Below are 26,350 nucleotides of genomic sequence, written 5' to 3'. Positions count from 1 at the left end.
TTATCCCACCGCTTTCGCTGCCGCGCGGCCGGCATTGCGGCCGGAGAACAGGCAGCCGCCGAGGAAGGTGCCCTCGAGCGAGCGATAACCGTGCACGCCGCCGCCGCCGAAGCCCGCGGCTTCGCCGACCGCATAGAGCCCAGGGATGATCCGGCCTTCCTCGCCGAACACGCGCGAGTCGAGGTCGGTCTCGAAGCCGCCGAGCGTCTTGCGGGTGAGGATGTTGAGCTTGACTGCGATCAGCGGCCCCTGCGCGGGATCGAGGATGCGGTGCGGGGACGCGGTGCGGATCAGTCTGTCGCCGATATAGCGCCGCGCATTGTGGATGTTCATCACCTGCGCGTCCTTGACGTAGGGATTGGCGATCTCGCGGTCGCGCGCTTCGATCTGCATCCTCACCTCATCAAGCCTCAGCAGGTCGTTGCCGGCGAGCTTGTTCATCTCCGCAACAAGGTCCTCGATCTTGTCGCGCACGATGAAGTCGACACCATGGCGCTTGAACGCCTCGACCGGCGCCGGCGCGCCCTTGTTAATGGCGCGGCGCAAGGTCATGCGCCAGCTCTTGCCCGTGAGATCGGGATTCTGCTCCGAGCCCGACAACGCAAACTCTTTCTTGATGATGCTCTGGGTCAGGATGAACCAGGAATAATCATAGCCGGTCGACATGATGTATTGGAGCTGGCCGAGCGTGTCGGAGCCGGGAAACAGCGGCGCCGGCAGCCGCGCGCCGGTGGCGTCGAACCACATCGAGGACGGGCCGGGCAGAATGCGGATGCCGTGGCGCGGCCAGATCGGCGACCAGTTCTGGATGCCCTCGACATAATGCCACATGCGGTCGCGGTTGATCAGCCGCGCGCCGGCCTTTTCCGTGATGCCGATCATGCGCCCGTCGACATGTTCGGGCACGCCGGAGATCATGAACTTTGGCGGCGCGCCGAGCCGCTTCGGCCAGTTTTGCCGCACCAGATCATGATTGCCGCCGATGCCGCCGGAGGCGACGATCACGGCCTGCGCCTTCAGCGCAAACTCGCCAAGCACATTGCGCGACGAGCTCTTGCCGCGCTCGGCATCGTCGGGCGCGAGAATGGCGCCGCTGACGCCATCCACGGTGCCGTTGGTGATGGAGAGCGCATCGACGCGGTGGCGGAATTTGAAGATCAGCCGGCCGCTCTTGGCGGCTTCGCGCGCGCGGCGCTCGAACGGCTCGACGATGCCGGGCCCGGTGCCCCAGGTGACGTGAAAGCGCGGCACCGAATTGCCGTGGCCCATCGCGTCATAGCCGCCGCGCTCGGCCCAGCCGACCACGGGGAATATGCGATGGCCCATCGCGCGCAGCCAGTCGCGTTTCTCGCCGGCCGCGAACGCCACATAGGCCTCAGCCCATTTGCGTGGCCAGAAGTCATCGTCGCGGTCGAAGCCGGCAGTGCCGAGCCAGTCCTGCATCGCGAGCTCGAAGGAGTCCTTGATGCCAAGCCGGCGCTGCTCCGGCGAATTGACCAGAAACAATCCGCCGAACGACCAGAACGCCTGGCCGCCGAGCGACTGCTCGCCCTCCTGGTCGACCACGATGACGCGCTTGCCGGCGTCCGCGAGCTCGGTCGCGGCCACCAGTCCCGATAGTCCTGCGCCGACAACGATGACGTCCGCCTGCTCAGCCATGTATTCCCCCCTCCATAAGTTCCCCCCTGTAGTTGTCCGGATTGAAGCCAGCGGTTGCAACTGAGATCAAGGGCTTGTCGCGTAAGACATCGTTAACTTGTTCCAGTTTGGGACCGAGGCTTGGGACCAAGGGCTGCCAAGGGCTGTGAAGTGCAGCGCGGACGCAACACTGGATTTGAATTTGTTTTGAGCGAGCCGGCGCGCCTAGACAAAACCTTGGTTACGACAGACGCTAGCGGCGCATCACCACCTGAGACGCAGATTCGAATTTCGACTGGGGCGGGGGATAATGAAGCTTCTGACGGGGTTGCTTACGGCGGTTGTTCTGATCGCCTGTATGGGGGCTTCTCACGCCGTGGTCCGGATTGCGGATGACCGCGGTGGCCGGATCGGGACCTACGTCGACAAATACCAGGACCTGCGCCAGTCCGGCGACACCGTCATCATCGACGGTCTCTGCGCCTCGGCCTGCACCATCGTCCTCGGCGCCATTCCTCACGACCGCATCTGCGTCACCTCGCACGCGACGCTCGGCTTCCATGCGGCCTGGGATTTCGGCACCAACGGCCGCGCCGTGACCAATGCCGAGGCGACCCAGATGCTCTACGCGATGTATCCCTCGCAGGTGAAACGCTGGATCAACCAGCGCGGCGGTCTCACCCCGCACATGCTGTTCCTGAAGGGCAGGCAGCTCCAGTCGATGTACAAGCCCTGCTACCTCGATGCGCAGGCCTCGGCGCTCAAGCCGTCGCGCGGGTCTCTCCCGCAAGCGGAACAGCTTGAGTCCGCCCGGGGCCAGCTCCTTCACTGACATCCTCAGCATGACGGGATCCCTTTGGCCCGCCAGCGGCGCCTTGCCCGCAGGCGGCCCAAAGCCTATCTGAAAGGCAGGGAACCGGGGCCTTCGCTCCGATCATTGTCATGGTTCAACCACTGCACCCCGCCCATCCGATACAGGACAATTCGCCCACTGCCGGCCGGATGCCGTCCGTGCTGCTGTTGGCCGGCGCAGGCGTCGGCGTGCTCGCCGTGATCGGCGCGCTCGCGCTCTGGTTCCACTACGGCAGCCAGGTGTTCTTCGAAATGATCAGGACCGGCTTTGCCGCCTGCTTCTGACCCGCGACAGGAAATTTTCCGCTCATGAACTCCACCGCCCGTCCGCTGGTGATCGCGACCGCCTTCGCCGCAAGCCTCGTCGTCGGTCTGCTTGTGCTGTTCTGGGCCATGGGCGGGGTCAGCAAAGTGGCGCAGCCCGCCGCGATCGGCGGCCCGTTCCAGCTCACCGACCAGAACGGCAAGGCCGTCACCGACAAGGACCTCAAGGGCAAGCCGACGCTGATCTTCTTTGGCTACACCCACTGCCCCGACGTCTGCCCGACCTCGCTGTTCGAGATCTCGGAAGTGTTGCGCGCGATGGGCAAGGATGCCGACAAGGTCAACGCCGTCTTCATCTCGGTCGATCCCGAGCGCGATACGCCGGCAACAATGAAGGACTATTTGTCGAGCTTCGACCCGCATCTCGAAGGCCTCAGCGGCGATCCCGCCGAGACCGCCAAGGTGATCACCTCCTATCGGGTCTATGCCAAGAAGGTCCCGATGAAGGACGGCGACTACACCATGGACCACACCGCGCTGATCTATTTGATGGACCGCGACGCCCGCTTCGTCTCGCCGTTCAACCTGAAGCGGAGCCCGGAAGAGGCCGCGACCGAGCTGAAGCGGTATCTCTGAACTCCCTGGTTAACCGCAATCGGCGCTCGCGTTCCCGGCCGGATGGTCTATAAGGCCCTCCGATCCCAATGAAATTCGTTCATTTCCCGCCGATGGCCCCGTCGCGACAGGCAAAATCGTCCAAATCCGCTTGTGGCCTCCTGACGGGGCTGGTCGTCAGTGCTTGCCTGCTGGCGGTCGTGCCGTGCGCGAAAGCGCAGATCCCGGCCAAGCAGCCTCCGGCGGCGCCGCAAGCCACGCCTCAGGTGGCCCCTCAAGCCGCCCCGCAGGCGGTGCCCGGCTTCTGGGACCCGCGGCGGCGTCCGGAGCGGCCGGACCTGTCGCGCCTGACCGTGATCCGCTTCCTGACCGAGACCGACTATCCGCCGTTCAACTATACCGGCGCCGACGGCAATCCGGCCGGCTTCAACGTCGATTTCGCCCGCGCGCTCTGCGAGGAGATCAAGGTCACCTGCACCGTGCAGATGCGCCGCTTCGAGACGCTGGTCGACGCGCTTGCCTCGAACCGGGGCGACGCCATCATCGCCTCGATGGCGGTGAGCCCGCAGCTCCGCGCGCGTGTCGACTTCACCGATCCCTACTATCGCGTGCCGGCGCGCTTCGCCTCGCGCAAGGACGCGGTGATGCCGGAGATCCGTCCCGAATTGCTCGAGGGCAAGAAGGTCGGCGTCATCGCGGGCTCCGCACACGAGGCGTATCTCAAGGCAATGTTCACCGACGCCGAGCTGCACGGCTATCCCAATGACGATGCCATGCGCGCCGCTCTACGCAAGGGCGAGGTCGACTTCATCTTCGGCGACGCCATCTCGCTCGCGTTCTGGATCAACGGCACGGATTCCGGCGATTGCTGCGCCTTCTCCGGCGGCCCCTTCGTCGAGAGCCGCTTCTTCGGCGAGGGTATCGGCATCGCTGTCCGCAAGGGCAACGACGTGCTGCGCCAGGCCCTGAACTGGGCAATGTTCCGCGTCTGGGAAAAAGGCCGCTACACCGATCTGTGGCTGCGCTATTTTTCGGTGAGCCCGTTTTAGCTTCTTCGCCTCTCCCCGTCGTCGGGGAGCGAGCTGCCGTAGGGTGGGCAAAGGCGCGTCAGCGCCGTGCCCACCATCTTTGAAGTGGTGGGCACGCTTCGCTTTGCCCACCCTACGATTCCGCAATAGTTGCCCAGCACCTTTTGCATTCTGCCCGGAAATCGCTATTTTCCGCGGCCCGGAGGCCCCTTGATGTCTGCTATCGATCCCAGCATGAGCCCGAGCGATCTTCGTGCGCTCGCCGAACAATCCAACGCCTGGCCGTTCGAGCAGGCGAAGGCCATTGTCGCGCGGCTGAAGAAGAGCCCGAAGGACGAGGTGCTGTTCGAGACCGGCTATGGCCCGTCCGGCCTGCCGCATATCGGCACCTTCGGCGAGGTCTCGCGCACCTCGATGGTGCGCCATGCCTTCCGCGTGCTCACCGAGGACAGGATCAAGACGCGACTGCTCGCCTTCTCCGACGACATGGACGGCTTCCGCAAGGTGCCGGACAACGTGCCGAACAAGGATATGCTGGCGCAATATCTCGGGCGTCCGCTCACCGCCGTGCCTGACCCGTTCTCGAACGAATATCCCTCGTTCGGCGCCGCCAATAACGCGCGCCTGCGCGCGTTTCTGGATCATTTCGGCTTCGACTACGAGTTCGCGAGCTCGACCGACTATTACAAGTCAGGCCGCTTTGACGCGACGCTGCTGAAAATGCTCGCGGCCTACGATCAGGTCATGGCGATCATTCTGCCGACGCTCGGTCCCGATCGCCGCGCGACCTATTCGCCGTTCCTGCCGATCAGCAAGACCACGGGTGTCGTGCTCCAGGTGCCGATGATCCGCCGCGACGTGAACGCGGGCACGATCACCTATGTCGATCCCGACAGCGGCGAGGAAGTCGAAACGCCCGTCACAGGCGGAAATGTAAAATGCCAGTGGAAGGCCGACTGGGCGATGCGCTGGGTCGCGCTCGGCGTCGACTACGAGATGGCCGGCAAGGACCTGATCGATTCGGTGAAGCTGTCCGGTGCGATCGCGAGGGCGCTCGGCGCCACGCCGCCCGAAGGCTTCAACTACGAGCTCTTCCTCGACGAGAAGGGCCAGAAGATCTCGAAGTCGAAGGGCAACGGCCTCACCATCGACGAATGGCTGCGCTACGCCTCGCCGGAATCGCTGTCGCTGTTCATGTACCGCGAGCCGAAGGCGGCGAAGCGGCTGTATTTCGACGTCATCCCGCGCAACGTCGACGACTATCAGCAGTTCAGCGACGGCTTTGCCAAGCAGGATGGCAAGCAGCAGCTCGGCAATCCCGTCTGGCACATCCATAGCGGCCATCCGCCGAAGGCCGACATGCCTGTGACGTTCCAGCTGCTCTTGACGCTGGTGTCGTCGTCGAATGCGGAGAATGCCGAGACGCTGTGGGGATTCATCGGCCGCTACCGTTCCGGCGTGTCGCCGCAGACGCATCCGAAACTCGATGCGATGGTCGGCTATGCCATCAACTATTATCGCGACTTCGTGGCGCCGACGAAGCAGTTCCGCCAACCGACCGATGTTGAGCGCGCCGCGTTGCAGGATCTGCGCGACGCGCTGTCGCAGCTGCCGCAGGAATCCTCGGCCGAAGACATCCAAAATGTCGTCTACGAGATCGGCCGCCGCGAGCCGTTCCTCGACCAGGTCAAGAAGGGCAAGGATGGCCGGCCCGGCGTGACGCTGGACTGGTTCAACATGCTCTACCAGGTGCTGCTCGGTCAGGAGAAAGGCCCGCGCTTCGGCTCGTTTGTTGCGGTGTATGGCGTGCAGAACGCGGTGAACATGATCGACGGCGCACTGGCAAGGAGTGCGTAGCCGCATCCTCACTGTCATCGTCCGCGAAGGCGGACGATCCAGTATTCCAGAGGCGGCTGAGATTGAATCGAGACGCCGCGGCGTACTGGATTCCCCGCTTTCGCGGGGAATGACAGCGGAGCAAGCTCACTGGCTCGCCCAAACAATCCGCGCCACCCACGCCACCTCACTCACCGCCATCGTCCGCTCGGCCTGCGTCGCACCCAGCGGCTGCAACTCCAACGCCTTCGCGGTGCGGCGCTTCAGCGTCGCGACCGTCACCTCGCCAGCTCTGGTCTTCACCACCACGCGATCGCCCTTGCGGATCGGTGTGCCCGGCGACACCAGGATGACGTCGCCGTCGCGATAGGCCGGCTGAAGCGCATCGCCGGAGATCGCCAGCGCAAAGGTGTGGCTGTCCTCGGCGGTGGGAAGCGCGACTTCAGTCCAGCCCTTGCCGGACGGAAAGCCGGACTCGTCGAACGCGCCGCTGGCGCCGGCCAGCGCGAAGCCTAGCAGCGGCACCGAGCGGCCATCGCCTGCGCCGTCGCCGATCAGCCTCACAAAGGTCTCCATGGACGAATCGGCCGCCGCCAGCGCCTTCGCGATCGATTCCGTCGAGGGCCAGCGCTCGCGGCCGTCGGAGGTAACCCGCTTGGACTTGTTGAAGGTGGTGGGATCGAGCCCGGCGCGCTTGGCGAGCCCGGACGGCGACAGGCCGGCACGCTCCGCCAGCCGATCCAGCGCGACCCAGATCTGGTCGTGAGAGAGCATCCTCTGCGCTTTGGCCTGCCTGACCATGGAAGGTCCAGCCCGTCGCAACTCAGGAAAACTATCCTCAAATCAACCGGTTTTCCGTTTTCCGTGCAAGGGGCGATAGGTGCGGGCGTTTTCAAGCGAAGTGGATGCCGGTTCGCGTCAAGAAAACGCGTCAAAACGGGAATTTAGAGCCCCGTTCCGATTTCATCGGAACGGAATAGGCTCTAACGCTTGAGTTCGGAAGGGGCCGCCTTTACGGTCGCGCCGGGTTTTAAGACCCGCGAGAGACGAAAAACCCCAAGAGACTCAAAGGGCTCCGCAAGCGGTGGTCAAGATCTACAAAATCTGTCCGGCCTCGGCCTGGCGCGAAGCGGAACGGCAGGGTGTCTACCGGGGCAGCGCCGACGATGCGCGCGACGGTTTCATCCATTTCTCGACTGCGCCCCAGGTTCCCGAGACCCTGCGAAAGCATTTTTTCGGGCAGCGCGCGCTATTCCTGGTCGAGGTCGACGACGAGGCGCTTGGAGCCGGCCTGCGCTGGGAGCGCTCGCGCAATGAGGAGCTGTTCCCGCATCTCTATGGCGAGCTCGATCTCGGCGCGGTGATTTCGGTGACGAACCTCAACATGCGCTCCGATGGCGGTCACGACATTCCGGAGCTTGTGCCGTGATCCGCGCCTTTGACGCCTTTTCGCTGCCGGTGCTGCGCTGGCTCGATCCGGAGGATGCGCATCGCCTCGCGATCCAGGGCCTGCGTTTCCTGCCGCCGGGCAAGCCGCGACCCGACGATCCCAAGCTCGCGGTGCGCGCGTTCGGGCTCAATTTTCCCAATCCGATCGGCATGGCCGCGGGCTTCGACAAGAGCGCCGAGGTGCCCGACGCGCTGCTGCGGCTCGGCTTCGGCTTCGTCGAGATCGGCTCGGTGACGCCAAAACCTCAGAGCGGCAATCCGCGGCCGCGGCTGTTCCGGCTCGAGCGCGACGAGGCCGTCATCAACCGCATGGGCTTCAACAATGACGGCGCGGATGTCGCGTTGCGCCGGCTTGCCGCGCGCGCGCAGCACGGCGGCCTCGTCGGCGTCAATGTCGGCGCCAACAAGGATTCGCCGGATCGCGTCGCCGATTACGTCAAGCTGATCGAGACCTTTGCGCCGGTCGCGAGCTATTTCACCGTCAACGTCTCCTCGCCGAACACGCCGGGCCTGCGTAACTTGCAGGAAGGCGCGCTGCTCGACGATCTCCTGGCAAAGGTGATCGACGCGCGCGAGCGGGTGCGCCAGAAGGCCGGCGACACGCCGGTGCTGCTGAAGATCGCACCGGACCTCAGCCTGGCTCAGCTTGACGACGTCGTGCAGGTCGCGCGCTCGCGCCGGGTCGACGGCATGATCGTGTCGAACACGACGATCGCGCGGCCGAACACGCTGCGCGAGGAAATGCGCGCCAAGGAGCAGGGCGGCCTGTCCGGGCGGCCGTTGCTCCGCCTGTCGACGCGGATGGTCGCGGAGACCTATGTGCGCGTCGAGGGCGCATTCCCGCTGATCGGCGTTGGTGGTGTGGACTCCGGTGGTGCAGCGCTGACAAAAATCCGCGCTGGTGCCAGCCTGATCCAGCTCTATTCGTCGCTGGTCTACAAGGGCCTCGGCTTGGTCGAGGAGATCAAGCGCGACCTCACCTCGACGCTGCTGCGCACGGGCCGGGATTCGCTGTCGGAGATCGTCGGCGCGGATGCGGCGACACTGACGGCGGAAGACTGGCCGGGGATGTAAGGCACCGTCGCGTAGCCCGGATGGAGCGCAGCGCAATCCGGGAATCTGGCTGCGAGCTCAAAGGCCCCGGATTACGCTGCGCTGCATCCGGGCTACGGCTGCAGCGCGTCCGGGACACGATCGTTAGATTTTCGGAAACGTCGCCCGAAACAGCGCCGGATAGCGCGCGCCCTGCAAGCCGCCGCGCGCGACATAGAACGCGATCAACGCCCACCACAGTCCGGCATTGCCGAACGATTGCAGTGCCCACCACACCCCCAGGAAGATCGCGAGCGAAGCCAGCATCAAATTGCGCATCTCGCGCGCCCAGGTCGCGCCGACATAGATGCCGTCGAAGCCGAAGGCGAACACGCCGGGCACAGGCGCGAGCACGATGAACACCAGGAAGTCGCGCGCGGCCCCGCGGACGTCTTCGCTTGCGGTCATGACATTGATCAGTGCGGGGCCGAACAGGGCGAACAGCACCGAGACGACCAGCGCGAAGCCCAGCCCCCACAGCAACACTAGCCGCATCGAATCGGCAAAACCTTTGGCGTCGCGCGCGCCAAAGGTGCGGCCGCAGAGCTGCTGCGCCGCATTGGCAAGGCCATCGAGGAAGAACGCGCTGACCAGCAGGAAATTGTTGAGCACGGAGTTCGCGGCCAGCGTGACGTCGCCGGCGCGCGCGCCCTTGGCGGTGAAGAACAGAAATACGGCGATCAACGCTGCGGTGCGGATCATGATGTCGGAGTTCACCGCCAGCATCCGCATCAGCTTCTCGCGGTCGAACAACGTCGCACGCGGGACTGCGAAGCCGCCCTCGGCATAGCGCCGGCAGACGATCACGCCGAGCACGAAGCCGATCGTCTCCGACAGCAGCGCAGCGATCGCCGCACCGGCAATGCCGGTGTCGTAGACCAGCACGAGCACCAGGGTCGCCGCCGTGTTGATGAGGTTGATGACGATCTGAAGCAGCAGCGCCGGATTGGCGCGGGCCTGGCCGACCAGCCAGCCGAGGATGACATAATTGGCCAAGACCAGCGGCGACGACCAGATCCGGATCATGAAATAGGTTTTGGCGGCGCGCGTGACGCCCGCGCTGCCGCCCATCAGGTCGAACAGCACGGCGGTCAGCGGCAATTGCAGTGCGATCAGCGCGGCGCCGATCAGGCCCGCGACGATGAAGCCGCGCACCAGGATCGCGGTCAGCTCGCGCGCCTCGCCGGCGCCGAGCGCCTGCGCGGTGAAGGCGAGCGTGCTCATGCGCAGGAAACCGAACAGCCAGAACAGGCAGTCGAAGATCACCGAGGCCATCGCGACGCCGCCGAGCAGTGCGGCATCGTCGAGCCGTCCGATCGCGGTGGTCGAGACCACGCCGATCAGTGGCGTGGTCAGGTTCGCGATCATCGCGGGACCGGCGATGGCGAACACCTGGCGGGAGCCGATCTTGGGATGAACGGGCGCGTGCATGTCAGAACACCAGCACCATGCCGTCTTCGGCGGCGAGGTGCGGGATATCGTCGAGGCGCGACAGCACATCGTCGCTCATATGGGTGAGGACGAGGCGCTTGGCGCCGATCTCGGGCAAATGCTGTTCCAAGGTCTTCAGGCTGAGATGGTTCTTGACCACCTTCTCGTACATGTAGGCTTCTGCAATGAAAAGGTCGGCGCCATGCGCCAGCGGAATGAGCGTCTCCGTCCATTCGGTATCGGCGCTGTAGGCGAGGATGCGGCCTTCGGCCTCGACGCGATAGCCGAGAAAGGGACCACCGGATTCGCCGTGCACGACCGGGTAGGGCGTCACCGTCACCGCGCCGAAGCTCTGGCTTTGCTCCGGTGCGAGCTCGACGACGGAGAGGTCAAAACCGCGCTTCCGCTTGGTGGAGTGCTCGAACAGCGCCTCCATCACCTCACGCAGCCGAGCCTCGATGCCTTGCGGGCCGGCGATCGTGAGCGGCCGCGTCCGCCGCGCAAACTGCGCCTCGATCAGGAAGAAGGGCAGCCCGGCAAAATGGTCGCCATGGAAATGCGTGATCAGGATCAGGTCGATGGCGTCGCGCTCGATCTCGAGCCGCTTCAGTGCCGGGAGCGAAGAGGCGCCGCAATCGATCAGGAAATTGGCGTCGCGCCCCGACACGTGGAAGCAGGTATTGAACCTGCCGCCCGAGCCGAAGGCGTCGCCGCAGCCGACAAAGCGCAATTGCATCGGCTGCTTGGCTCCGTGAGGGGTTAGCGCCGCGGCGTGCCGAAGACGCGCATCAGCAGCCAGATCGGGATCACGATGACCGCGCCGAGCAGGAAGTAGCGCCACAGCCAGTTGACGGTATCGAAGCCGAGATCCCACAACCGCTGGAACAGCAGGCGTATGCTGTAGATGATGTTCCAGGGATCGAAGCCGACCGCCGCCAAGACGACGCCGACCAGGATCGAGAGCAGGACCAGGCGAAACGCGACCGCCAGCGGCGAGCCGCCGAGAAAGCGGTTCAGGCCATCGCTGCGGCCGGCCGGCAAATCTCTGACGTCTTGGACCATCTCAAACTCCTCAGGCGGATTCGACCCCATTATAGGGCACGGCGAGGCACATGGGGAACCCGCAACGGGGCGTCAATCGGCTTACGGGATTTTAATTCTGGCAAGCATATGCCGCGGGCTGGCTGCAACCTCTCCCGCTTGCGGGAGAGGTCGCGCCGAAGGCGCGGGTGAGGGTTCTCTCCTCTTGGGGATTCCCAATGCGGAGACCCCTCTCCCGCAAGCTTGCGGGAGAGGGTGCGCACCGACGTCGTGGCCGTCATCGAGCCATCACGCCTCGACCTCAGCCGTCTCCCCCTTCAGCATCTTTTCCAGCGTTTCCAGCCGATCGGCCTCCCGCGGCGGCTTGTCCCAGCGTAAGCGGCTGATGCGGGGGAAGCGCATGGCGACGCCGGATTTGTGCCGCGGTGAGCGTTGAAGGCCCTCGAAGGCGACTTCCAGCACCAGCCCCTTGTCCGCCTCGTGCACGACATGTCGGACGGGACCGAATTTTTCCGTAGTGTTGCGGCGGACGAAGCGGTCGATCTGCAAAAGCTCCTCGTCGGTGAAGCCAAAATAGGCCTTGCCGACCGGGACCAGTTCGTCGCCACTTTCACCCGCGGTCCAGACACCAAAGGTGTAATCGGAATAGAAGGACGAGCGCTTGCCGTGGCCGCGCTGCGCATACATCAGCACGGCGTCGATGATGTGCGGATCGCGCTTCCACTTCCACCACTGGCCCTTCGGCCGTCCCGGCAGGTATGGCGCATCGCGTCGCTTCAGCATCACGCCTTCGACCGCATCGGCATCTTCGCCGGCGCCGGCACTTGCGGGATCGGCGCGTGCGGCGGTCAGCGCATCCCAGCTTTCGAAGGGGACGGTGGGCGAGAGATCAATGCGGGGATCGTCGAGCTTCTTGACAAACATCTCCAGCCGTTCGCGCCGCTCGACGAACGGCAATTCGCGCAGATCGTTCGCATCGTCGCCGAGCAGATCATAGGCGCGCAGATGGATCGGGAATTCCTTGATCAGCTTCGGTGAGACGATCTTGCGGTTGAGCCGTTGCTGGAGAACGTTGAAACTCTGCACGCGGCCTTCGCGCAGGATCAAAAGCTCGCCGTCAATCGCACCGGGCAGGCGCAACGACGGCACCAGGTCCGGAAAGCTTCCCGTGATGTCCTCGCCGGTGCGCGAATAGAGCCGCGCCGTGATTTTGTCGTGCTCGTCGCGGCCCGCAACCGCCTGCACGCGGATGCCGTCCCATTTCCATTCGGCGACGTAATCGGCGGGATCGAGGTTTTGGAAGTCGGTGTCCTCGATGGCATGTGCCAGCATCACGGGACGGAATGGCGCGGGATCGCGATTGACGGGCTTTTCGCCGCGCCCTTCGAGCCACGCGAACAGGTCGAGATAGGGCGGGCTGAGGCCGGGCCAGATCAGCTCGACCTCATGCGGATCCTTGTCGCCGAGCGCCGCGGCCGCGGTCTTCGCCAGCCGCGCCGAGATGCCGATCCGCAGTGCGCCGGTGACGAGTTTGAGCAGCGCCCAGCGGCCGGTCTCATCGAGTTCGTCGAGCCAGCGTTCGAGTTGTTTTGGCAGCTCGGTCTTGCCGAGGGTGCGGAGTGTGGTGACGACCTCGGTAAGGGTTGGGGGAGGCGGGTTGTTGTGGTTGCGAGAGTGGGTGGACTCATCAGCATCTCGCCCGCGGTACCCCTCTCCCTGCCCCTCCCCCGCAAGGGGGGAGGGAACGGAGAGAGTTGTGCCCCCATCACTCGCGGAATCACGATCAGTCGTCGATCTCGTCTGCCGCTGCACGCGCAACTGCGCTCCCTCCCCCCTTGCGGGGGAGGGCGGGGGAGAGGGGTGGCCCGGAAAAGACTCGTCATGACGAGGCACCCGCCTCGGCCACATCAGCGCGACCGTCTCCGAGAGGTCGCCGACATAGTCATAGGACAGCCCGAACAGCACTGGATCAGTCCGCGACGCGATCAAATCCCGGATCAGCGCCGGCTTGGCGTGCTTGAAGCTGAGTGCGCCGGTCAGCGCGGCCAGCGCATAACCGCGATCGGGATCGCCGACCTCGCGGAAATAGCCGGTGATCAGCCGCAGCTTGTTGTTGCGGCCGGGCTCGTAGGCGAGGCGGTCCAGCAATTCGGCGAAGCGGTTCATGCCTCGGCCTCGTCTTGAAGCGGCGTCTCGCTCTCTCCCTCGTCGCCATAGCCGACGAGATCGAGCGGCTTTGCCCGCAAGCCCTTGCTTTGGCACCAATGCGCCAGCGCATCTTCCTGACCGTGGGTCACCCAGATCTCGCCGGCGCCGGTAGCAGTGATGGTCGCGGTGAGGCCGTCCCAGTCGGCATGATCCGAGATCACCAGCGGCAATTCGATGCCGCGCTGCCGCGCGCGGGCGCGCACGCGCATCCAGCCGGAGGCGAAGGCGGTGATGGGATCGGGAAAGCGCCGGGTCCAGAGATCGGATGTCGCAGACGGCGGCGCGAGCGTGATGGTGCCGGCGAGCGCCGCCTTCTTCACGCCCATCACCGGCCGCAGCTCGCCAAGCGCGATGCCGCGGCTCTGATAGTACTGCGTGATCTTCTCCATCGCGCCATGCAGGTAGATCGGCGCATCGTAGCCGGCCTGCCGCAGCAGCGCGATCACGCGCTGGGCCTTGCCAAGCGAATAGGCGCCGACGAGATGCGCGCGCTCCGGAAACAGCGCGACGGAGGCGAGCAGCTTTTTCACCTCGTTGGCGGCATCGCCGTGCCGAAACACCGGCAGGCCGAAGGTGGCCTCGGTGATGAAGACGTCGCAGGGGACGAGCTCGAACGGCGTGCAGGTCGGGTCTGGCGCGTCCTTATAGTCGCCGGAGGCGACGATGCTAATATCCTTGGCTGTTACGGCGACCTGCGCCGAGCCCAGCACATGGCCGGCCGGGTGAAACTTGACGCTGACGTCGCCGAGCCGGATCTCCTCGCCATAGCGGATCGCCTGCGTCGTCCCGGCAAAATTCTCGCCATAGCGCAGCCGCATCATGTCCAGCGTTTCCTGCGTCGCCAGCACCGCGCCGTGGCCGGCGCGGGCATGGTCGGAATGGCCGTGGGTGATCACGGCCCGCTCCACGGGACGGACGGGGTCGATATGGAAGCCGCCGGGCTTGCAGCACAGGCCGCTCGCGACTGGCAGCAGGATGTCTTGCGGACGCATGCCTGTTATATAGGTTGCGCCATCGCGTCTTCGAGTCATCCGCCCGCTTCCCTCCCTGGTTCTCCAATGCCCTTGCGCCTGTTCCACTCCTCCGGCGATCTCATGGCCGACCGCCGTTTCGAGTTCGCGCGCGACCTCCAGCTCAAGGGCGATCTGCCCGCCGCGGCCGACCTGCTGGAGCAGGCGCTCGAGCTCGCACCCGATTTCACCTCCGCCTGGTTCACGCTCGGCGAAATCCGCAGCCAGCTCGGCGAGCGCGACATGGCCATCGCGGCGTTTCGAAAATCGCGCGAGTCCGATCCCGACGACCAGCACGGCGCCCATTTGCATCTGATACGGCTCGGCGACGCGCAATTGTCCGAGATGCCCAAGGCCTATGTGCAGGCACTGTTCGATCAATATGCGCCGCGCTTCGAGCATGTGCTGATCAACGATCTCGACTACCGCGCCCCGTCCCTGATCTTCAAGGCGGTGGTGGCTGCGCGCGTCAGCGCGAAGAAGCCGGCTCTGTTCAAGCGCGCCATCGATCTCGGCTGCGGCACCGGGCTCGCGGCCGCTGCCTTCGCAAAGCAGGTCGATCATTTCACCGGCATTGATCTGTCGCCTGGCATGATCAAGCAGGCGCGCGCCTCAGGCCTCTACGCCGAGCTTGAAGTTGCCGACATGATCGAAGGCCTGCGCGGCAAGACTGACGCGAGCGCGGACATCGTCGTCGCGGCGGATGCATTCGTCTATCTCTCCGATCTCGCGCCGGTGCTGACTGAGGCCAAGCGCGTGCTCGCGCCCGGTGGCGTGCTCGCCTTCACGCTGGAGACGCACGACGGCGGTGGAATCGTTCTCGGCGAAGGGCTGCGCTATGCCCATTCCGCGGAATATGTGCGCGGCACCATGACGAAGGCCGGACTCAAGCTTCTGACATTGGAGTCGGCATCGCCGCGCATCGAGAACAACGAGCCGGTGCGCGGCCTCGTCGTGGTCGCCGAGAAAACTTGAGTCTAGGCGCTAGCCCCGGGGCGATTCAGGCGTCATTGCGTCGCAAAGCGACGACTTCCCACTTGCGAGCCGTGCGGCGATGTCAGCACAATGCGCGCACCAGGGAGAAACAAAAAATGACGAAGAATCCATCGCGGCGCGATGTCAGCGCCGCCGCGCTCGCCGCCATCGCTGCATCCGTCCTGCCCGCGCCTTACGTCCGGGCCGCGGAGAAGAAATACGATGCGGGCGCCAGCGATACCGAGATCAAGATCGGGCAGACCGTGCCGCATTCCGGCCCCGGCTCGCTCTATGGCGTGTTGGGGCGCGTCGGCGAGGCCTATTTCCAGATGCTGAACGAGAAGGGCGGCATCAACGGACGCAAGGTCAAGTTCCTCACCATGGACGACGCCTACAGCGCACCGAAATGCGTCGAGGCGACGCGTCGCCTGGTCGAGCAGGAGGAAGTGCTGGCGCTGTATGGTTCGCTCGGCACCGCGCCGCAGACGGCCGTACACAAATATCTCAATTCCAAGGGTGTGCCGCAGCTCCTGCTCAACACCGGCGCGTCGAAGTGGAACAATCCGAAAGAGTTCAAATGGACGATGGCGGGTTTGCCGCTTTATCCGACCGAAGCGCGCATCCTGGCGCGGCACGTCCTCAGCGTGAAGCCGAACGCCAAGGTCGGCATTCTCTACCAGAACGACGATTTCGGCCGCGACTTCCTCGGTCCGTTCAAGAAGGTGCTGGCCGATGCCGGCGGCACCGCGCAGGTGATCATGGAGCAGACCTACGATCTGACCGATCCGACCGTCGATTCCCAGCTCATCAATCTCTCGAAGTCGGGCGCCGACGTCTTCTACAACATCTCGACCGGCAAGGCGACGTCGCAGTCGATCCGCAAGGTCGCCGAGCTCGGCTGGAAGCCGTTGCAACTGCTGTCGGCCGGCTCGACCGGGAAGTCCATCCTCAACGCCGCCGGCCTCGAGAACGCCGTCGGGATCGTCGCGATCCGTTATTCCAAGGATGCCGGGCCCGGCCCCTGGGAGAATGACAAGGATGTGGTCGCATTCGATACGCTGCGCAAGAATTACCTGCCGAACATCGATCCCGACAACACCATCGCCTATGCCGGTTACGGCCAGGCGGTGACAATGGGCGAGATCTTGCGCCGCTGCGGCGACGAGCTTACGCGGGAGAACGTGCTGAAGCAGGCCGCGAACCTCAACGGCTTCCACTCGCCGTTCTTCCTCGACGGCGTCGACTACAACTATACGCCCGACGACTACACCCCGATGAAGACGTTGTTCATCTCAACCTTCAACGGCAAGGACTGGCAGGTCTCCGACAAGCCGGTGACGGAGTAGGGCGGGGAGCGCCGTAGGGTGGGCAAAGGCGCATCGCGCCGTGCCCACCCCCTCGACGAACCCACCCCCACGGCTTACCTGTGATGCCGTGCCGCCCCGCATCCTCAAAATCTCGGCCGAGAGGCCAGCGCTGCTGCCCGACCGCTTCCAGGAATGGTTTGCGGCCCGTGGCTGGTCGCCGCGCACGCATCAATTGGCGCTGCTGGAGAAGGCGCGCGAGGACGCTAGCGCGCTGCTGATCGCGCCGACCGGCGCCGGCAAGACGCTGGCGGGATTTTTACCGACGCTGGTGGAGTTGAGCTCCGCGCCCACAGCACCCGCGAAATCCGTGGTCTCCACCGGCCGTGCCCTGCAACGCAGTGGCGGCCTGCACACCCTCTACATCTCGCCGCTGAAAGCACTCGCCGTCGACATCGCGCGCAATCTGGAGCGGCCGGTCGCCGAGATGGGGCTGCCGGTCAAGATCGAGACCCGCACCGGCGATACGCCGACGTCGCGGCGGCAGCGGCAGCGGCGCTATCCGCCGGACATTCTGCTGACGACGCCCGAGCAGCTCGCGCTGTTGCTCTCCTCCGACGATGCGCCGTTCCTGTTCTCTTCGCTCAAGCGCATCGTGCTCGACGAGCTGCACGCGCTGGTGACATCCAAGCGCGGCGATCTTCTCTCGCTGGGCCTCGCGCGGCTGTGGCGGCTGGCACCGCGGATGCGCGCGATCGGATTGTCGGCGACGGTGGCCGAGCCGGAATCGCTGGCCCGCTTCCTGGTGCCGCAGCCGAAGGACAAAGCGGAATCAGCCGACATCGTCATTGCCGGCGGCGCGGCACCGCCGCTGGTCGAGATGCTTGATACGCGCGAGCGGCTGCCCTGGGCCGGTCACAGTGCGCGCCATGCGCTTCCCGAAATCTATGAGCTGATCAAGGCCAACAGGACCACGCTCGTCTTCGTCAACACCCGCAGCCAGGCCGAGATGCTGTTCCAGGATCTCTGGCGCATGAACGACGACAACCTTGCGATCGCGCTGCATCACGGCTCGCTCGATGTCGCCCAACGCCGCAAGGTTGAGGATGCGATGTCGGCAGGCAAATTGCGGGGCGTGGTCTGCACCTCCTCGCTCGATCTCGGCGTCGACTGGGGCGACGTCGATCTCGTCGTCAATATCGGCGCGCCGAAGGGATCTTCGCGGCTGATGCAGCGCATCGGTCGCGCCAATCACCGCCTTGATGAAGCTTCGCGTGCGGTGCTGGTGCCCGCCAACCGTTTCGAGGTGCTGGAGTGCAGCGTTGCGATCGATGCGATTGCCGAGAATGCGCAGGACACGCCGCCGCTCCGTACCGGCGCCCTCGACGTGCTGGCCCAGCACGTGCTCGGCTGCGCCTGCGGCGAGCCGTTTCTCTCCGACGAGCTTTATGACGAGGTCCGCACCGCCGCGCCCTATGCCGATCTCACGCGGCAGGATTTCGACGACGTCGTCGATTTCGTCGCCACCGGCGGCTATGCGCTGAAAACCTATGAGCGTTTCGCCCGCATCAAGCAGGACAAGCGGGGCCGCTGGCGCGTCGCCAATCCAAAGGTGCGGCAGAGCTACCGCATGAATGTCGGCACCATCGTTGAGGACGATATGCTGAAGGTGCGGCTGGTGCGCTCGCGCGGCGGCGGCCAAGGAAAGGCAGGCGGCTCAACCGGGGTGATCGCGCGCGGCGGGCGATTGCTCGGCGAGATCGAGGAAGCTTTCATCGAGGGCCTCTCGCCCGCCGACACCTTCGTGTTCGGCGGCGAGGTGGTGCGTTACGAGGCTTTGGTCGAGGACCAGGTCTACGTCTCGCGCGCCAACGACAAGGACCCGAAGGTGCCGTCGTACATGGGCGGCAAGTTTCCGCTCTCGACCTATCTCGCCGAACGCGTGCGTCGCCTGCTCGATGACGGCCGCGCCTGGCATGCGCTGCCGGAGCAGGTGCGCGACTGGCTGTCGCTGCAAAGGGACGTCTCGCGCGTGCCGGCGGTGCGCGAGCTCCTGGTCGAAAGCTTTCCGCGCGCCAACAAGCATTACATCGTCTGCTATCCCTTCGAGGGGCGCCTTGCGCACCAGACGCTCGGCATGCTCTTGACGCGCCGGCTGGAGCGCGCCCGCGCCCGGCCGCTCGGCTTCGTCGCCAACGAATATGCGGTCGCGATCTGGGGGCTCGGCGACATGTCGTTCATGATCCGGAACGGCAAGCTCGACCTCAACGTGCTGTTCGATCCTGATATGCTCGGCGACGACCTCGAAGCCTGGCTCGCCGAGTCGGCGCTGATGAAGCGCACGTTCCGCAATTGCGCGATCATCTCCGGCCTGATCGCGCGCCGCCATACCGGCGAGGAGAAGAGCCGCCGCCAGGTGCTGTTCTCGACCGATCTCGTCTACGATGTCCTGCGCAAACACCAGGCCGATCACGTGTTGTTGCGCGCCGCCCGCGCCGATGCCGCGACCGGCCTGCTCGATCTGCGCCGCCTCAGCGACATGCTCACGCGCATCCAGGGCCGCATCACGCATCGGGAACTCGACCACGTCTCCCCGCTCGCCGTCCCCGTGATGCTGGAAATCGGCCGCGAGTCAGTTTATGGCGAAGCTGGCGATGAGCTGCTGGCGGAGGCCGCCGACGAGCTGGTCAAAGAGGCGATGGGATAGCAGGATAGAACGTGACGGCAGGCGCGCTGGTTTCAGGAGATGATGAGGACATGCGCGTTTCGAGGGTCAGCATCAGCAGCGTGACGTTCGCGGCCGATCTCTCCGGCGCTTTGTTCTGGGAGGAACAGCGCCTGCTCATCGTCTCCGATTTGCACCTGGAAAAAGGGTCCAGCTTCGCCACTCGCGGCGTGTTGCTGCCGCCTTACGATACCATCGCGACGCTCAGTCGGCTTGCTGCTGTCATCTCCCGCCATGATCCGCGCACCGTCATCGCGCTCGGCGACAGTTTTCATGATCGCACCGCGCATGGACGCCTGACGGCGGAGGATCGCGCTGCCGTGGCCGCACTCCAGTCGGGGCGCGACTGGATCTGGATCTCGGGCAATCACGATCCGGCATTGCCGCGCGATCTCGGCGGCACTGTCGCCGACGAAGTCGCGATCGGTCCGATCACCTTCCGCCACGAGCCGACCGGCGCGCACGGCGAGATCGCCGGCCATCTTCATCCCAAGGCACGCGTTTCCACGCGCGGCCGTTCGATGGAACGGCGGTGTTTTGCCAGTGACGGCGAACGCGCCGTGATGCCAGCCTTCGGCGCCTATGCCGGCGGTCTCAGCATCCGCGACGCGGCGTTCGCAAAAATCTTTCCGAAGAACGGTTTTGTCGCGCATCTCCTCGGCGACCGCCGCGTGCACGCGATCGCCGCGTCGCGGTGTTATTGAAGAGGCGCGCTGCGGGCTGCTCGCACAACTGCGCTCCCTCCCCCCTTGCGGGGGAGGGCGGGGGAGAGGGGTAGCCAAGGAAAAGGTGCGCGTTAGGCGGCCGGACATTCGCTTGAATCGAGAGAGTCCCTGTGTGGCACCCCTCTCCCTAGCCCTCCCCCGCAAGGGGGGAGGGAACAGACCGAGCTAGTGGCGACTACGCCGCCTTCGCCTGCACATCATCGCAAAACTCAGCGAGCCGATCCGCAAGCCGCAGCGTTGCGGGGCTGGCGCCCGGCGCAGCCATCAGCGCCACCTCCGTCCGGTTGATCGGCGCAAATCCATCCTTCGCCGTCAGCACGCGGTGATCGGCCTGGATCGACATCTCCGACAGAATGCTCAGACCCATGCCGGCGGCGACCGCGGCCTGGATGCCGGCGAGGCTCGATGAGGTGTAGGACATGTGCCAAATGCGCCCCGCGCTTTCCAGCGCGTGGATGGCGCCGGCGCGGTAGAGACAGCCGAGCGGAAAACCGATCAGCGGCACGGAGGCGACATCCGCGTGGATCGGATGGCTCTTGCTGGTGACCCAATGCACCTGCTCGGGCCACACCGCAATCGCGCCCTTCTCGCCCGCCCCACGCTTGTAAAGCGCAAGGTCGAGCTCGCCGCGCTCGAGATCGCGGGCGAGGTTCTTGCTCTGGTCGGCGCGCACATCGAGCCGCAGGCCCGGATGCGAACGCGCGAACGTCCCCAGCAGTTTCGCCAGTTGATACGCGGCAAAATCCTCGGGAATGCCGAGCCGGATCGCGCCTTCGCTGTCGGGTTCGCGCAGCACGTCGCGCGCCTCCTCGGCGAGCGTGAGCAGCCGCCGCGCATAAGACAGCAGCCGCTCGCCGGCCTCGGTCGGGCGCACGTCCTTGCCGTCACGATGCAGCAGCACCTGGCCGACATCCTCTTCCAGCCGCTTGATCTGCTGACTGACGGTCGATTGCGTGCGGTGGACGCGTTCGCCGGCGCGGGTGAAGCCGCCGGCATCGACCACCGAGACGAAGCTGCGCAGGAGCTCCAGATCGAGCATGGGCGCCTCCATTCGAAAATCCACTGGTGGTGAGTTAATCATTTAATTTCCAAATGGCAAGCCGGGTCACTAGATCGAAGGCTCAGGAGAATGCCCTCATGTCGCTCGCCACCTCGCTTCCCGCTCCCCGCAGCCGCTTTAACACGCTGCCGCTCGCTATCGGTGTGTTCTGCCTGCTCTGGAGCTACGCCTTCGTCGCCGGCAAGATCGGCGTCACCCATTGCCCGCCGCTGATCCTGCTCGCCGCGCGCTTCTCGCTCGCAGGCATCCTGATCCTCGGTGCCACGCTGATTCGCGGCGACTGGTCGCTGTCGTGGCGTGATGCCGCGATCTTTGCCGTGCTCGGGATTGCCAACAACGCGCTCTATCTCGGGCTCGGCTACACCGGCCTGCAATCGGTCTCCGCCGGCCTCGGTGGCCTGATCGTCTCGGCCAATCCAGTTTTCACGGCCGCGCTCGCAGCCCTGCTGCTGGGCGAAGGCATGACCTGGCGCAAGGCGAGCGGCCTCCTGCTCGGCATCATCGGCGTGACGGCGATTGTTTGGCACCGCCTGTCGGTCGGCACCGACTCATTGCACGGCATCCTGTTCACGCTGGCTTCGCTCGCCTCCATCGTCGCCGGCACCATCCTATTCAAGCTGCTCGCGCCGAAGGGCTCTCTGTGGATCGGCAATGGCGTGCAGAACCTCGCCGCCGGAATCGTGCTGACACCGGTTGCGCTCACCTTCGCCGACGTCCATGCGATCGATGTCACACCAGGCCTGATCGGCGCCTTCGCCTTCCTCGTGCTTGGCGGTTCGATCCTGGCCTATTGGCTCTGGTTTCATCTCCTGAAAGTGTGTGGCGCGACCACGGCAAGTGCCTATCATTTCGTCATGCCGCCGCTCGGCATGCTGTTCGCCTTCCTCGTGCTCGGCGAGCATGTCGAGGCGCGCGATCTGCTCGGCATCATCCCGGTCGCGCTCGGCATCTATCTGGTGACGCGGCCCGCCAAATCGATCTCTTAAGAGGAGTTGATCATGCCCATTTCCATCACCCTGATCGGCGGTCCCACCGCGCTGATCGAGATCGACGGCTTTCGCCTGCTCACCGACCCGACGTTCGATGCGCCCGGTGCCTATGAGCTGCCGCACGTGAAGCTGGAGAAGACGATCGGGCCCGCGTTGAAAGCTGACGCGATCGGTCCGATCGATGCGGTCCTGCTCAGCCACGACCAGCATTCGGACAATCTCGACAATTCCGGTCGCGAGTTTCTCAAACACGCGAAGCGTGTGCTGACGACGGAGGCCGGCGCCAAGCGCCTCGGCGGCCATGTCGAGGGCCTCCCGCCCTGGGCCACCGCCCACGTCAAAGACCGAGACGGCAATGCGCTGACGATCACCGCAACGCCCGCGCGCCACGGCCCGGCCGGCATCGAGCCGTTGTCAGGTGACGTCATCGGCTTCGTGGTGGCGTCGAGCCGCAAGGACACGCGCCCGGTCTATATCAGCGGCGACACCACCTGGTTCGACGGCGTCGCCGAAGTCGCGCGCCGCTTCAAATGCGGCGTGGTGCTGCCGTTCGCAGGTGCTGCGCAAACGCGCGGGCCGTTCCATCTCACCATGGACACCAACGACACCATCGAGACCGCGCGCGCCTTTCCCGATGCGATGATCGTGCCCCTGCACACCGAAGGCTGGGCGCATTTCCGCCAGAACAGCGAGGATCTGCGCAAGACGTTTGACGTGCTGGGCTTCGGGCCGCGGCTGCGATTGCTGGAGCCGGGCGTGCCGACGGTGGTGGAGGCGCCGTAGCCTCAGCTGTCATGCCCCGCGAAGGCGGGCATCCAGTACGCCGCGGCGGAAATGGTGAGAGCGAGCCCTCCAACGCAAGCCTCTGGATACTGGATCGCCCGGTCAAGCCGGGCGATGACGAGAGGGGCGAGTGGAGCTCCCTCAATCCTTCCGAAACACGATCGACGCCATCCACCCCGTCATCAACGCCATCGCCGCCGTGACGAGTCCGTAGACCAGTCCGTTCTGCCGCGCGGTCGTCGCGACGAATTGCTCGAAGCCGACCTTGACGATCTCGAATGTCGTCGCGGTCTTGCCGACGAACGCGCCATTCGCGAACAGCTTGATCTCGACCTCATAGGTGCCGATCGGCACCTCCGCCGGCAGCGGAATGCCGGTGCGGAACAGTGTTGGCGTCAAGAACGTCACTGCACTCGCATCTTCGCGGTAGAGTCCGCGCTGGGTGCGCAGCCGGATGAAGGCGGAGCGGAACGCGTCGTTCGGCACCACGTCGGCAAAATCGCCGCTGACGCGTTGGGTCAGCAACACGTTGTTGAGACCGATCTGCTGCCGCCGCGCGATCTCGGGCGAGGTGATGCGGTCGAACGGACGGTTGGCGAACAGCGCGAGATAGCTCGGGACCTGCAAGAACTGCCGGTAGTCGGTATTGATCCAGATCCCGAAGGTGCGCTCCTTTCGCCGCGTCACCATGTCGGCGCGCGGGCCCATCACGGTGACCACGAGGTCATAGCTCGAGCGGTCCGCGGGTGTCGTGGCGTCCTTCTCCACCGAGCCGAACAGCACCAGCTCCTCGCCGGAATAGTTCGGCGTCACCGTGACGCGGTGGTTGGAGACCGACACGATCAGCCGTTCGGCCCGCGCGGCGGAGCCGAACAGCAGGACGAGGAGAGCCGCTAACAGCGCGCGCATCATCCGCTCGCTCCCATCTCGCGGATGGTGAAGAGATCCTCGGGCCGGATCACCAGCTCGACCGCGAAGCGGATGCCGACCGAGAGGATCAGCAGGCCCAGCAGCAGCCGCAACTGCTCGCCGCGGATTTTCTGGCCCGCGCGCGCGCCGAACTGCGCGCCGGTGACGCCGCCGACCATCAGGATCAGCGCCAGCACGGCATCGACCAGGTGATTGGTCACGGCATGCAGCAGGGTCGCGAACAGCATCGTGACCAGCGTCAGGACCATCGAGGTTCCAATCACCGTCGAGGTCGGCACCCGCAGCAGATAGATCATGATCGGCACCAGGATGAAGCCGCCACCGATGCCCATGATGGCGCCGATGAAGCCGATCACGAGGCCGACGATCACGACGGGAATCACCGACAGATAGATCTTCGAGCGCTTGAACCGCATTTTCAGCGGCAGTCCGTGGATCCAGTTGTGCGTGCGCCGTGGCGGAATGGCGCCACGGCGGGTTCGCATCAGCGCGCGCAGGCCCTCGGAGAACATCAGGCTGCCGACCGTGCCGAGCAGGACCACGTAGGACAGCGCAATCATCAAATCGAGCTGGCCGAGTGCGCGGAGCTGCGTGAATGTCCACACGCCCAGCGCCGTGCCGGTCACCCCGCCACACAACAGCACGCTCGCCAGCGCCGGATCGATCGCGCGCCGTCGCCAATAGGACAGCGCGCCGGAGAAGGACGAGGCCGCGATATGGCTCGCAACGGACGCGACCGCGACCGCCGGCGTGATGCCGATGAAGATCAGCAGCGGCGTCATCAGAAATCCGCCGCCGATCCCGAACATGCCGGAGACGAAGCCGACCGCGGCGCCCATCGCCAGCACCAGGAACACGTTGACCGGCAGATCGGCAATCGGAAGATAAAGCTGCATCGGACCACGCTCCGGCGAGACGGATCGATTTCGCGGAATGCTCGGGAGGAAGGGCAGAACGATTGCCGCGCTCTTCAATAGCCGAATTCGCGAGGGCCCGGATCAGGAATTTTGGGCGTGGTGAATGGGCGTGATGGAGCGTGATGAGACTGGATTCAATCGTCGCCAGGACAAGGGTGCGCTCCCTCTCCCGCTTGCGGGGGAGGGCTGGGGAGGGGGTGTCGCCGCAGTAAGACTCCCCAAGAGGACAAAGCCCTCACCCGGCGCAACGCGCCGACCTCTCCCGCAAGCGAGGGCTTTGCACAAATCGCGAATCTGCGATTCACTAAGAGAGATCTGAAGAGGGTCTTGGGATGGCATATCGGCAGGTTGGGCAACCGAGCTTCGCAGATGCGCTGGCGTCGCGGCGTGGGAAAGGCGGTGCGGTGCTGAGGCGGATTTGCGAACTGGTCGATTGGGGGGCTGTGGAGCGCGTGCTGTGCGGCCTTCCGGAACCTGAGCGTGGCGCGCCGGCCTATCCTCGGCTGGTGATGTTCAAGGCTGTGCTGTTGCAGCAATGGTACGGGCTGTCCGATCCGGAACTGGAAGAAGCGCTCGATGACCGGGCCTCTTTCCGCGACTTCTGCGGCTTTGCGCTGGGCGACGAGACGCCCGACCATACGACGATCTGGCGCTTCCGCGAAGCTTTGCAGCAGGCCGGTCTGGACGAGACGCTGTTTGCCGAGATGCTGCGCCAGATCGACGCGCGCGGGCTGGTGCTGCGTCGAGGCACATTGATCGACGCCAGCCTGATCCCGGCGGCGGTGAAGCCGCCGAAGCCGCCAAAGGACCCGCTGCCGCCCGGCCCAGACGGGCGCGCGCCGAGCAAGCTGGTCAACAGCGAGCGCGATGCGGATGCGCGATGGACCAAGAAGGGTGGCAAGCGATACTTCGGCTACAAGGCGCATGTCGGTGTCGACCAGTGCTCGGCGATCATCCGTCGCAGTAAGCTGACCGACGCTGCGGTCAACGATACGGTGCCGGCCGATGAATTGATCAGCGGCGACGAGAAGGCGGTCTACGCCGACCAGGCCTATGACAAGCACGAGCGCCGCGCCGGGCTGGCTGCCCGGGGCATCAAGCCGCGGCTGATGTTCCGGCCCAACAAGCATCATCCCCTGACCGAGCGGAAGAAGCGCTTCAACGACGCCGTGGGACGCCGCCGCGCGCCGGTCGAGCAGGTCTTTGCGCGCCTCAAGGGCGTTTACGGCTGGGCGCGCGCTCGCTATCTGGGCTTGGCACGCAACCATACCCATCTGCGTCTTCTCTGCTTGGCCATGAACCTCAAACGATGGGCGGTGCTGTGTCCCGCGGGAGGTGTGGCGTGACTGCCGTAGCCCAACGCCATCGATCGGCCACGAAAACAAGGCCGTCTGCGTTCGCTCGCCATCCGAGGCCACACAAAAAAATGCCCCACATCGAGCCTCACTCCCGCACGGCCAATTAAGCAAAGCCCTCGC

The 26,350-nt window shown here is 65.1% G+C and carries 24 protein-coding genes; 14 read left to right on the top strand and 10 right to left on the bottom strand.

The window, feature by feature from the left end; genetic code table 11:
- A complete protein-coding gene (locus UB31_RS22635; protein ID WP_045012467.1) occupies positions 1-1,659 on the bottom strand; it encodes an FAD-binding dehydrogenase in 1,659 nt (552 codons plus the stop codon).
- A 289-nt stretch (positions 1,660-1,948) separates the two neighbouring features.
- On the opposite strand from UB31_RS22635, the gene UB31_RS22630 reads away from it, so the two are divergent.
- The 5 genes from UB31_RS22630 to UB31_RS22610 all read left to right on the top strand — a co-directional run bounded on the left by UB31_RS22630 (position 1,949) and on the right by UB31_RS22610 (position 6,254).
- Positions 1,949-2,470, top strand: a complete 522-nt coding sequence (locus UB31_RS22630; protein ID WP_045012466.1) for a Clp protease/crotonase-like domain-containing protein — start codon at positions 1,949-1,951, stop codon at positions 2,468-2,470.
- 110 nt (positions 2,471-2,580) lie between these two features.
- Positions 2,581-2,775, top strand: a complete 195-nt coding sequence (locus UB31_RS22625; RefSeq protein ID WP_045005737.1) for a hypothetical protein — start codon at positions 2,581-2,583, stop codon at positions 2,773-2,775.
- 24 nt (positions 2,776-2,799) lie between these two features.
- Positions 2,800-3,390, top strand: a complete 591-nt coding sequence (locus UB31_RS22620; RefSeq protein ID WP_045012465.1) for an SCO family protein — start codon at positions 2,800-2,802, stop codon at positions 3,388-3,390.
- Between the two features lie 92 nt (positions 3,391-3,482).
- The gene (locus UB31_RS22615; RefSeq protein ID WP_045012588.1) at positions 3,483-4,418 is read left to right on the top strand and encodes a transporter substrate-binding domain-containing protein; all 936 of its coding nucleotides are present in this window, start codon (positions 3,483-3,485) and stop codon (positions 4,416-4,418) included.
- Positions 4,419-4,610: 192 nt separating this feature from the next.
- Positions 4,611-6,254, top strand: coding sequence for a lysine--tRNA ligase (locus UB31_RS22610; protein WP_045012464.1), 1,644 nt, complete (start codon positions 4,611-4,613; stop codon positions 6,252-6,254).
- A gap of 126 nt (positions 6,255-6,380) precedes the next feature.
- Here UB31_RS22610 and UB31_RS22605 read toward each other — a convergent pair whose 3' ends face one another.
- Positions 6,381-7,034, bottom strand: a complete 654-nt coding sequence (locus tag UB31_RS22605) for a S24 family peptidase (RefSeq protein ID WP_082078595.1) — start codon at positions 7,032-7,034, stop codon at positions 6,381-6,383.
- A 283-nt stretch (positions 7,035-7,317) separates the two neighbouring features.
- Here UB31_RS22605 and UB31_RS22600 point away from each other — a divergent pair, with 283 nt between their 5' ends.
- Positions 7,318-7,662, top strand: coding sequence for a DUF952 domain-containing protein (locus UB31_RS22600; RefSeq protein WP_045005731.1), 345 nt, complete (start codon positions 7,318-7,320; stop codon positions 7,660-7,662).
- The gene (locus UB31_RS22595; RefSeq protein WP_045005730.1) at positions 7,659-8,756 is read left to right on the top strand and encodes a quinone-dependent dihydroorotate dehydrogenase; all 1,098 of its coding nucleotides are present in this window, start codon (positions 7,659-7,661) and stop codon (positions 8,754-8,756) included. Before UB31_RS22600 ends, UB31_RS22595 begins: the two co-directional genes overlap by 4 nt.
- Before the next feature lie 123 nt (positions 8,757-8,879).
- Here UB31_RS22595 and UB31_RS22590 read toward each other — a convergent pair whose 3' ends face one another.
- The 5 genes from UB31_RS22590 to UB31_RS22570 all read right to left on the bottom strand — a co-directional run bounded on the left by UB31_RS22590 (position 8,880) and on the right by UB31_RS22570 (position 14,446).
- Positions 8,880-10,205 (bottom strand): MATE family efflux transporter, encoded by a 1,326-nt coding sequence (locus UB31_RS22590; protein ID WP_045012463.1) that lies wholly within the window; start codon positions 10,203-10,205, stop codon positions 8,880-8,882.
- 1 nt (position 10,206) lies between these two features.
- Positions 10,207-10,941: an MBL fold metallo-hydrolase gene (locus UB31_RS22585; protein ID WP_045012462.1), complete on the bottom strand. Its 735-nt coding sequence runs from the start codon at positions 10,939-10,941 to the stop codon at positions 10,207-10,209.
- 23 nt (positions 10,942-10,964) lie between these two features.
- Positions 10,965-11,267 (bottom strand): DUF6460 domain-containing protein, encoded by a 303-nt coding sequence (locus UB31_RS22580; RefSeq protein ID WP_045005807.1) that lies wholly within the window; start codon positions 11,265-11,267, stop codon positions 10,965-10,967.
- A 267-nt stretch (positions 11,268-11,534) separates the two neighbouring features.
- A complete protein-coding gene (locus UB31_RS22575; RefSeq protein ID WP_045012461.1) occupies positions 11,535-13,412 on the bottom strand; it encodes a cisplatin damage response ATP-dependent DNA ligase in 1,878 nt (625 codons plus the stop codon).
- Positions 13,409-14,446 (bottom strand): ligase-associated DNA damage response exonuclease, encoded by a 1,038-nt coding sequence (locus UB31_RS22570; protein WP_045012460.1) that lies wholly within the window; start codon positions 14,444-14,446, stop codon positions 13,409-13,411. The genes UB31_RS22575 and UB31_RS22570 overlap by 4 nt, the downstream gene beginning before the upstream one ends.
- A gap of 66 nt (positions 14,447-14,512) precedes the next feature.
- Between UB31_RS22570 and UB31_RS22565 the strand changes: the two genes are divergently transcribed.
- The 4 genes from UB31_RS22565 to pdeM all read left to right on the top strand — a co-directional run bounded on the left by UB31_RS22565 (position 14,513) and on the right by pdeM (position 20,172).
- Positions 14,513-15,439 (top strand): class I SAM-dependent DNA methyltransferase, encoded by a 927-nt coding sequence (locus UB31_RS22565; RefSeq protein WP_045012459.1) that lies wholly within the window; start codon positions 14,513-14,515, stop codon positions 15,437-15,439.
- Positions 15,440-15,555: 116 nt separating this feature from the next.
- The gene (locus tag UB31_RS22560; RefSeq protein ID WP_045012458.1) at positions 15,556-16,785 is read left to right on the top strand and encodes an ABC transporter substrate-binding protein; all 1,230 of its coding nucleotides are present in this window, start codon (positions 15,556-15,558) and stop codon (positions 16,783-16,785) included.
- Between the two features lie 88 nt (positions 16,786-16,873).
- Entirely contained in the window at positions 16,874-19,450 is a 2,577-nt protein-coding gene (locus UB31_RS22555) for a ligase-associated DNA damage response DEXH box helicase (RefSeq protein WP_045012457.1), read from the top strand.
- Between the two features lie 50 nt (positions 19,451-19,500).
- A complete protein-coding gene (pdeM, locus tag UB31_RS22550; RefSeq protein WP_045012456.1) occupies positions 19,501-20,172 on the top strand; it encodes a ligase-associated DNA damage response endonuclease PdeM in 672 nt (223 codons plus the stop codon).
- Between the two features lie 196 nt (positions 20,173-20,368).
- On the opposite strand, the gene UB31_RS22545 is transcribed toward pdeM, so the two are convergent.
- The gene (locus UB31_RS22545) at positions 20,369-21,232 is read right to left on the bottom strand and encodes a LysR family transcriptional regulator (RefSeq protein ID WP_045012586.1); all 864 of its coding nucleotides are present in this window, start codon (positions 21,230-21,232) and stop codon (positions 20,369-20,371) included.
- 98 nt (positions 21,233-21,330) lie between these two features.
- On the opposite strand from UB31_RS22545, the gene UB31_RS22540 reads away from it, so the two are divergent.
- Positions 21,331-22,239 (top strand): DMT family transporter, encoded by a 909-nt coding sequence (locus UB31_RS22540; protein WP_045012455.1) that lies wholly within the window; start codon positions 21,331-21,333, stop codon positions 22,237-22,239.
- 12 nt (positions 22,240-22,251) lie between these two features.
- Positions 22,252-23,025: an MBL fold metallo-hydrolase gene (locus UB31_RS22535; RefSeq protein WP_045012585.1), complete on the top strand. Its 774-nt coding sequence runs from the start codon at positions 22,252-22,254 to the stop codon at positions 23,023-23,025.
- 141 nt (positions 23,026-23,166) lie between these two features.
- Here UB31_RS22535 and UB31_RS22530 read toward each other — a convergent pair whose 3' ends face one another.
- Both UB31_RS22530 and UB31_RS22525 read right to left on the bottom strand, forming a co-directional pair.
- The gene (locus UB31_RS22530) at positions 23,167-23,937 is read right to left on the bottom strand and encodes a TIGR02186 family protein (RefSeq protein ID WP_045012454.1); all 771 of its coding nucleotides are present in this window, start codon (positions 23,935-23,937) and stop codon (positions 23,167-23,169) included.
- A complete protein-coding gene (locus UB31_RS22525; RefSeq protein WP_045005718.1) occupies positions 23,934-24,851 on the bottom strand; it encodes a sulfite exporter TauE/SafE family protein in 918 nt (305 codons plus the stop codon). The genes UB31_RS22530 and UB31_RS22525 overlap by 4 nt, the downstream gene beginning before the upstream one ends.
- Positions 24,852-25,204: 353 nt before the next feature.
- Here UB31_RS22525 and UB31_RS22520 point away from each other — a divergent pair, with 353 nt between their 5' ends.
- On the top strand, positions 25,205-26,218 hold the full coding sequence (locus tag UB31_RS22520; protein WP_050044708.1) for an IS5 family transposase: 1,014 nt from the start codon (positions 25,205-25,207) through the stop codon (positions 26,216-26,218).
- Positions 26,219-26,350: the final 132 nt, after the last annotated feature.

Source organism: Bradyrhizobium sp. LTSP849 (assembly GCF_000938255.1).
GTDB lineage: Bacteria > Pseudomonadota > Alphaproteobacteria > Rhizobiales > Xanthobacteraceae > Bradyrhizobium.
The sequence above is the reverse complement of the archived record's forward strand: the minus strand, read 5'-3'. Positions and strand labels throughout refer to the sequence as shown.

Bases quoted from the DNA above. Each gene is read 5' to 3' on its own strand.
- UB31_RS22575 (WP_045012461.1), bottom strand. From the start codon at position 13,412: ATGAACCGCTTCGCCGAATTGCTGGACCGCCTCGCCTACGAGCCCGGC.
- UB31_RS22530 (WP_045012454.1), bottom strand. From the start codon at position 23,937: ATGATGCGCGCGCTGTTAGCGGCTCTCCTCGTCCTGCTGTTCGGCTCC.
- UB31_RS22570 (WP_045012460.1), bottom strand. From the start codon at position 14,446: ATGCGTCCGCAAGACATCCTGCTGCCAGTCGCGAGCGGCCTGTGCTGC.
- UB31_RS22630 (WP_045012466.1), top strand. From the start codon at position 1,949: ATGAAGCTTCTGACGGGGTTGCTTACGGCGGTTGTTCTGATCGCCTGT.
- UB31_RS22605 (WP_082078595.1), bottom strand. From the start codon at position 7,034: ATGGTCAGGCAGGCCAAAGCGCAGAGGATGCTCTCTCACGACCAGATC.
- UB31_RS22565 (WP_045012459.1), top strand. From the start codon at position 14,513: ATGCCCTTGCGCCTGTTCCACTCCTCCGGCGATCTCATGGCCGACCGC.
- UB31_RS22625 (WP_045005737.1), top strand. From the start codon at position 2,581: ATGGTTCAACCACTGCACCCCGCCCATCCGATACAGGACAATTCGCCC.
- UB31_RS22535 (WP_045012585.1), top strand. From the start codon at position 22,252: ATGCCCATTTCCATCACCCTGATCGGCGGTCCCACCGCGCTGATCGAG.
- UB31_RS22585 (WP_045012462.1), bottom strand. From the start codon at position 10,941: ATGCAATTGCGCTTTGTCGGCTGCGGCGACGCCTTCGGCTCGGGCGGC.
- UB31_RS22635 (WP_045012467.1), bottom strand. From the start codon at position 1,659: ATGGCTGAGCAGGCGGACGTCATCGTTGTCGGCGCAGGACTATCGGGA.
- pdeM (WP_045012456.1), top strand. From the start codon at position 19,501: ATGCGCGTTTCGAGGGTCAGCATCAGCAGCGTGACGTTCGCGGCCGAT.
- UB31_RS22525 (WP_045005718.1), bottom strand. From the start codon at position 24,851: ATGCAGCTTTATCTTCCGATTGCCGATCTGCCGGTCAACGTGTTCCTG.
- UB31_RS22520 (WP_050044708.1), top strand. From the start codon at position 25,205: ATGGCATATCGGCAGGTTGGGCAACCGAGCTTCGCAGATGCGCTGGCG.
- UB31_RS22590 (WP_045012463.1), bottom strand. From the start codon at position 10,205: ATGCACGCGCCCGTTCATCCCAAGATCGGCTCCCGCCAGGTGTTCGCC.
- UB31_RS22545 (WP_045012586.1), bottom strand. From the start codon at position 21,232: ATGCTCGATCTGGAGCTCCTGCGCAGCTTCGTCTCGGTGGTCGATGCC.
- UB31_RS22560 (WP_045012458.1), top strand. From the start codon at position 15,556: ATGACGAAGAATCCATCGCGGCGCGATGTCAGCGCCGCCGCGCTCGCC.
- UB31_RS22610 (WP_045012464.1), top strand. From the start codon at position 4,611: ATGTCTGCTATCGATCCCAGCATGAGCCCGAGCGATCTTCGTGCGCTC.
- UB31_RS22620 (WP_045012465.1), top strand. From the start codon at position 2,800: ATGAACTCCACCGCCCGTCCGCTGGTGATCGCGACCGCCTTCGCCGCA.
- UB31_RS22580 (WP_045005807.1), bottom strand. From the start codon at position 11,267: ATGGTCCAAGACGTCAGAGATTTGCCGGCCGGCCGCAGCGATGGCCTG.
- UB31_RS22615 (WP_045012588.1), top strand. From the start codon at position 3,483: ATGGCCCCGTCGCGACAGGCAAAATCGTCCAAATCCGCTTGTGGCCTC.
- UB31_RS22540 (WP_045012455.1), top strand. From the start codon at position 21,331: ATGTCGCTCGCCACCTCGCTTCCCGCTCCCCGCAGCCGCTTTAACACG.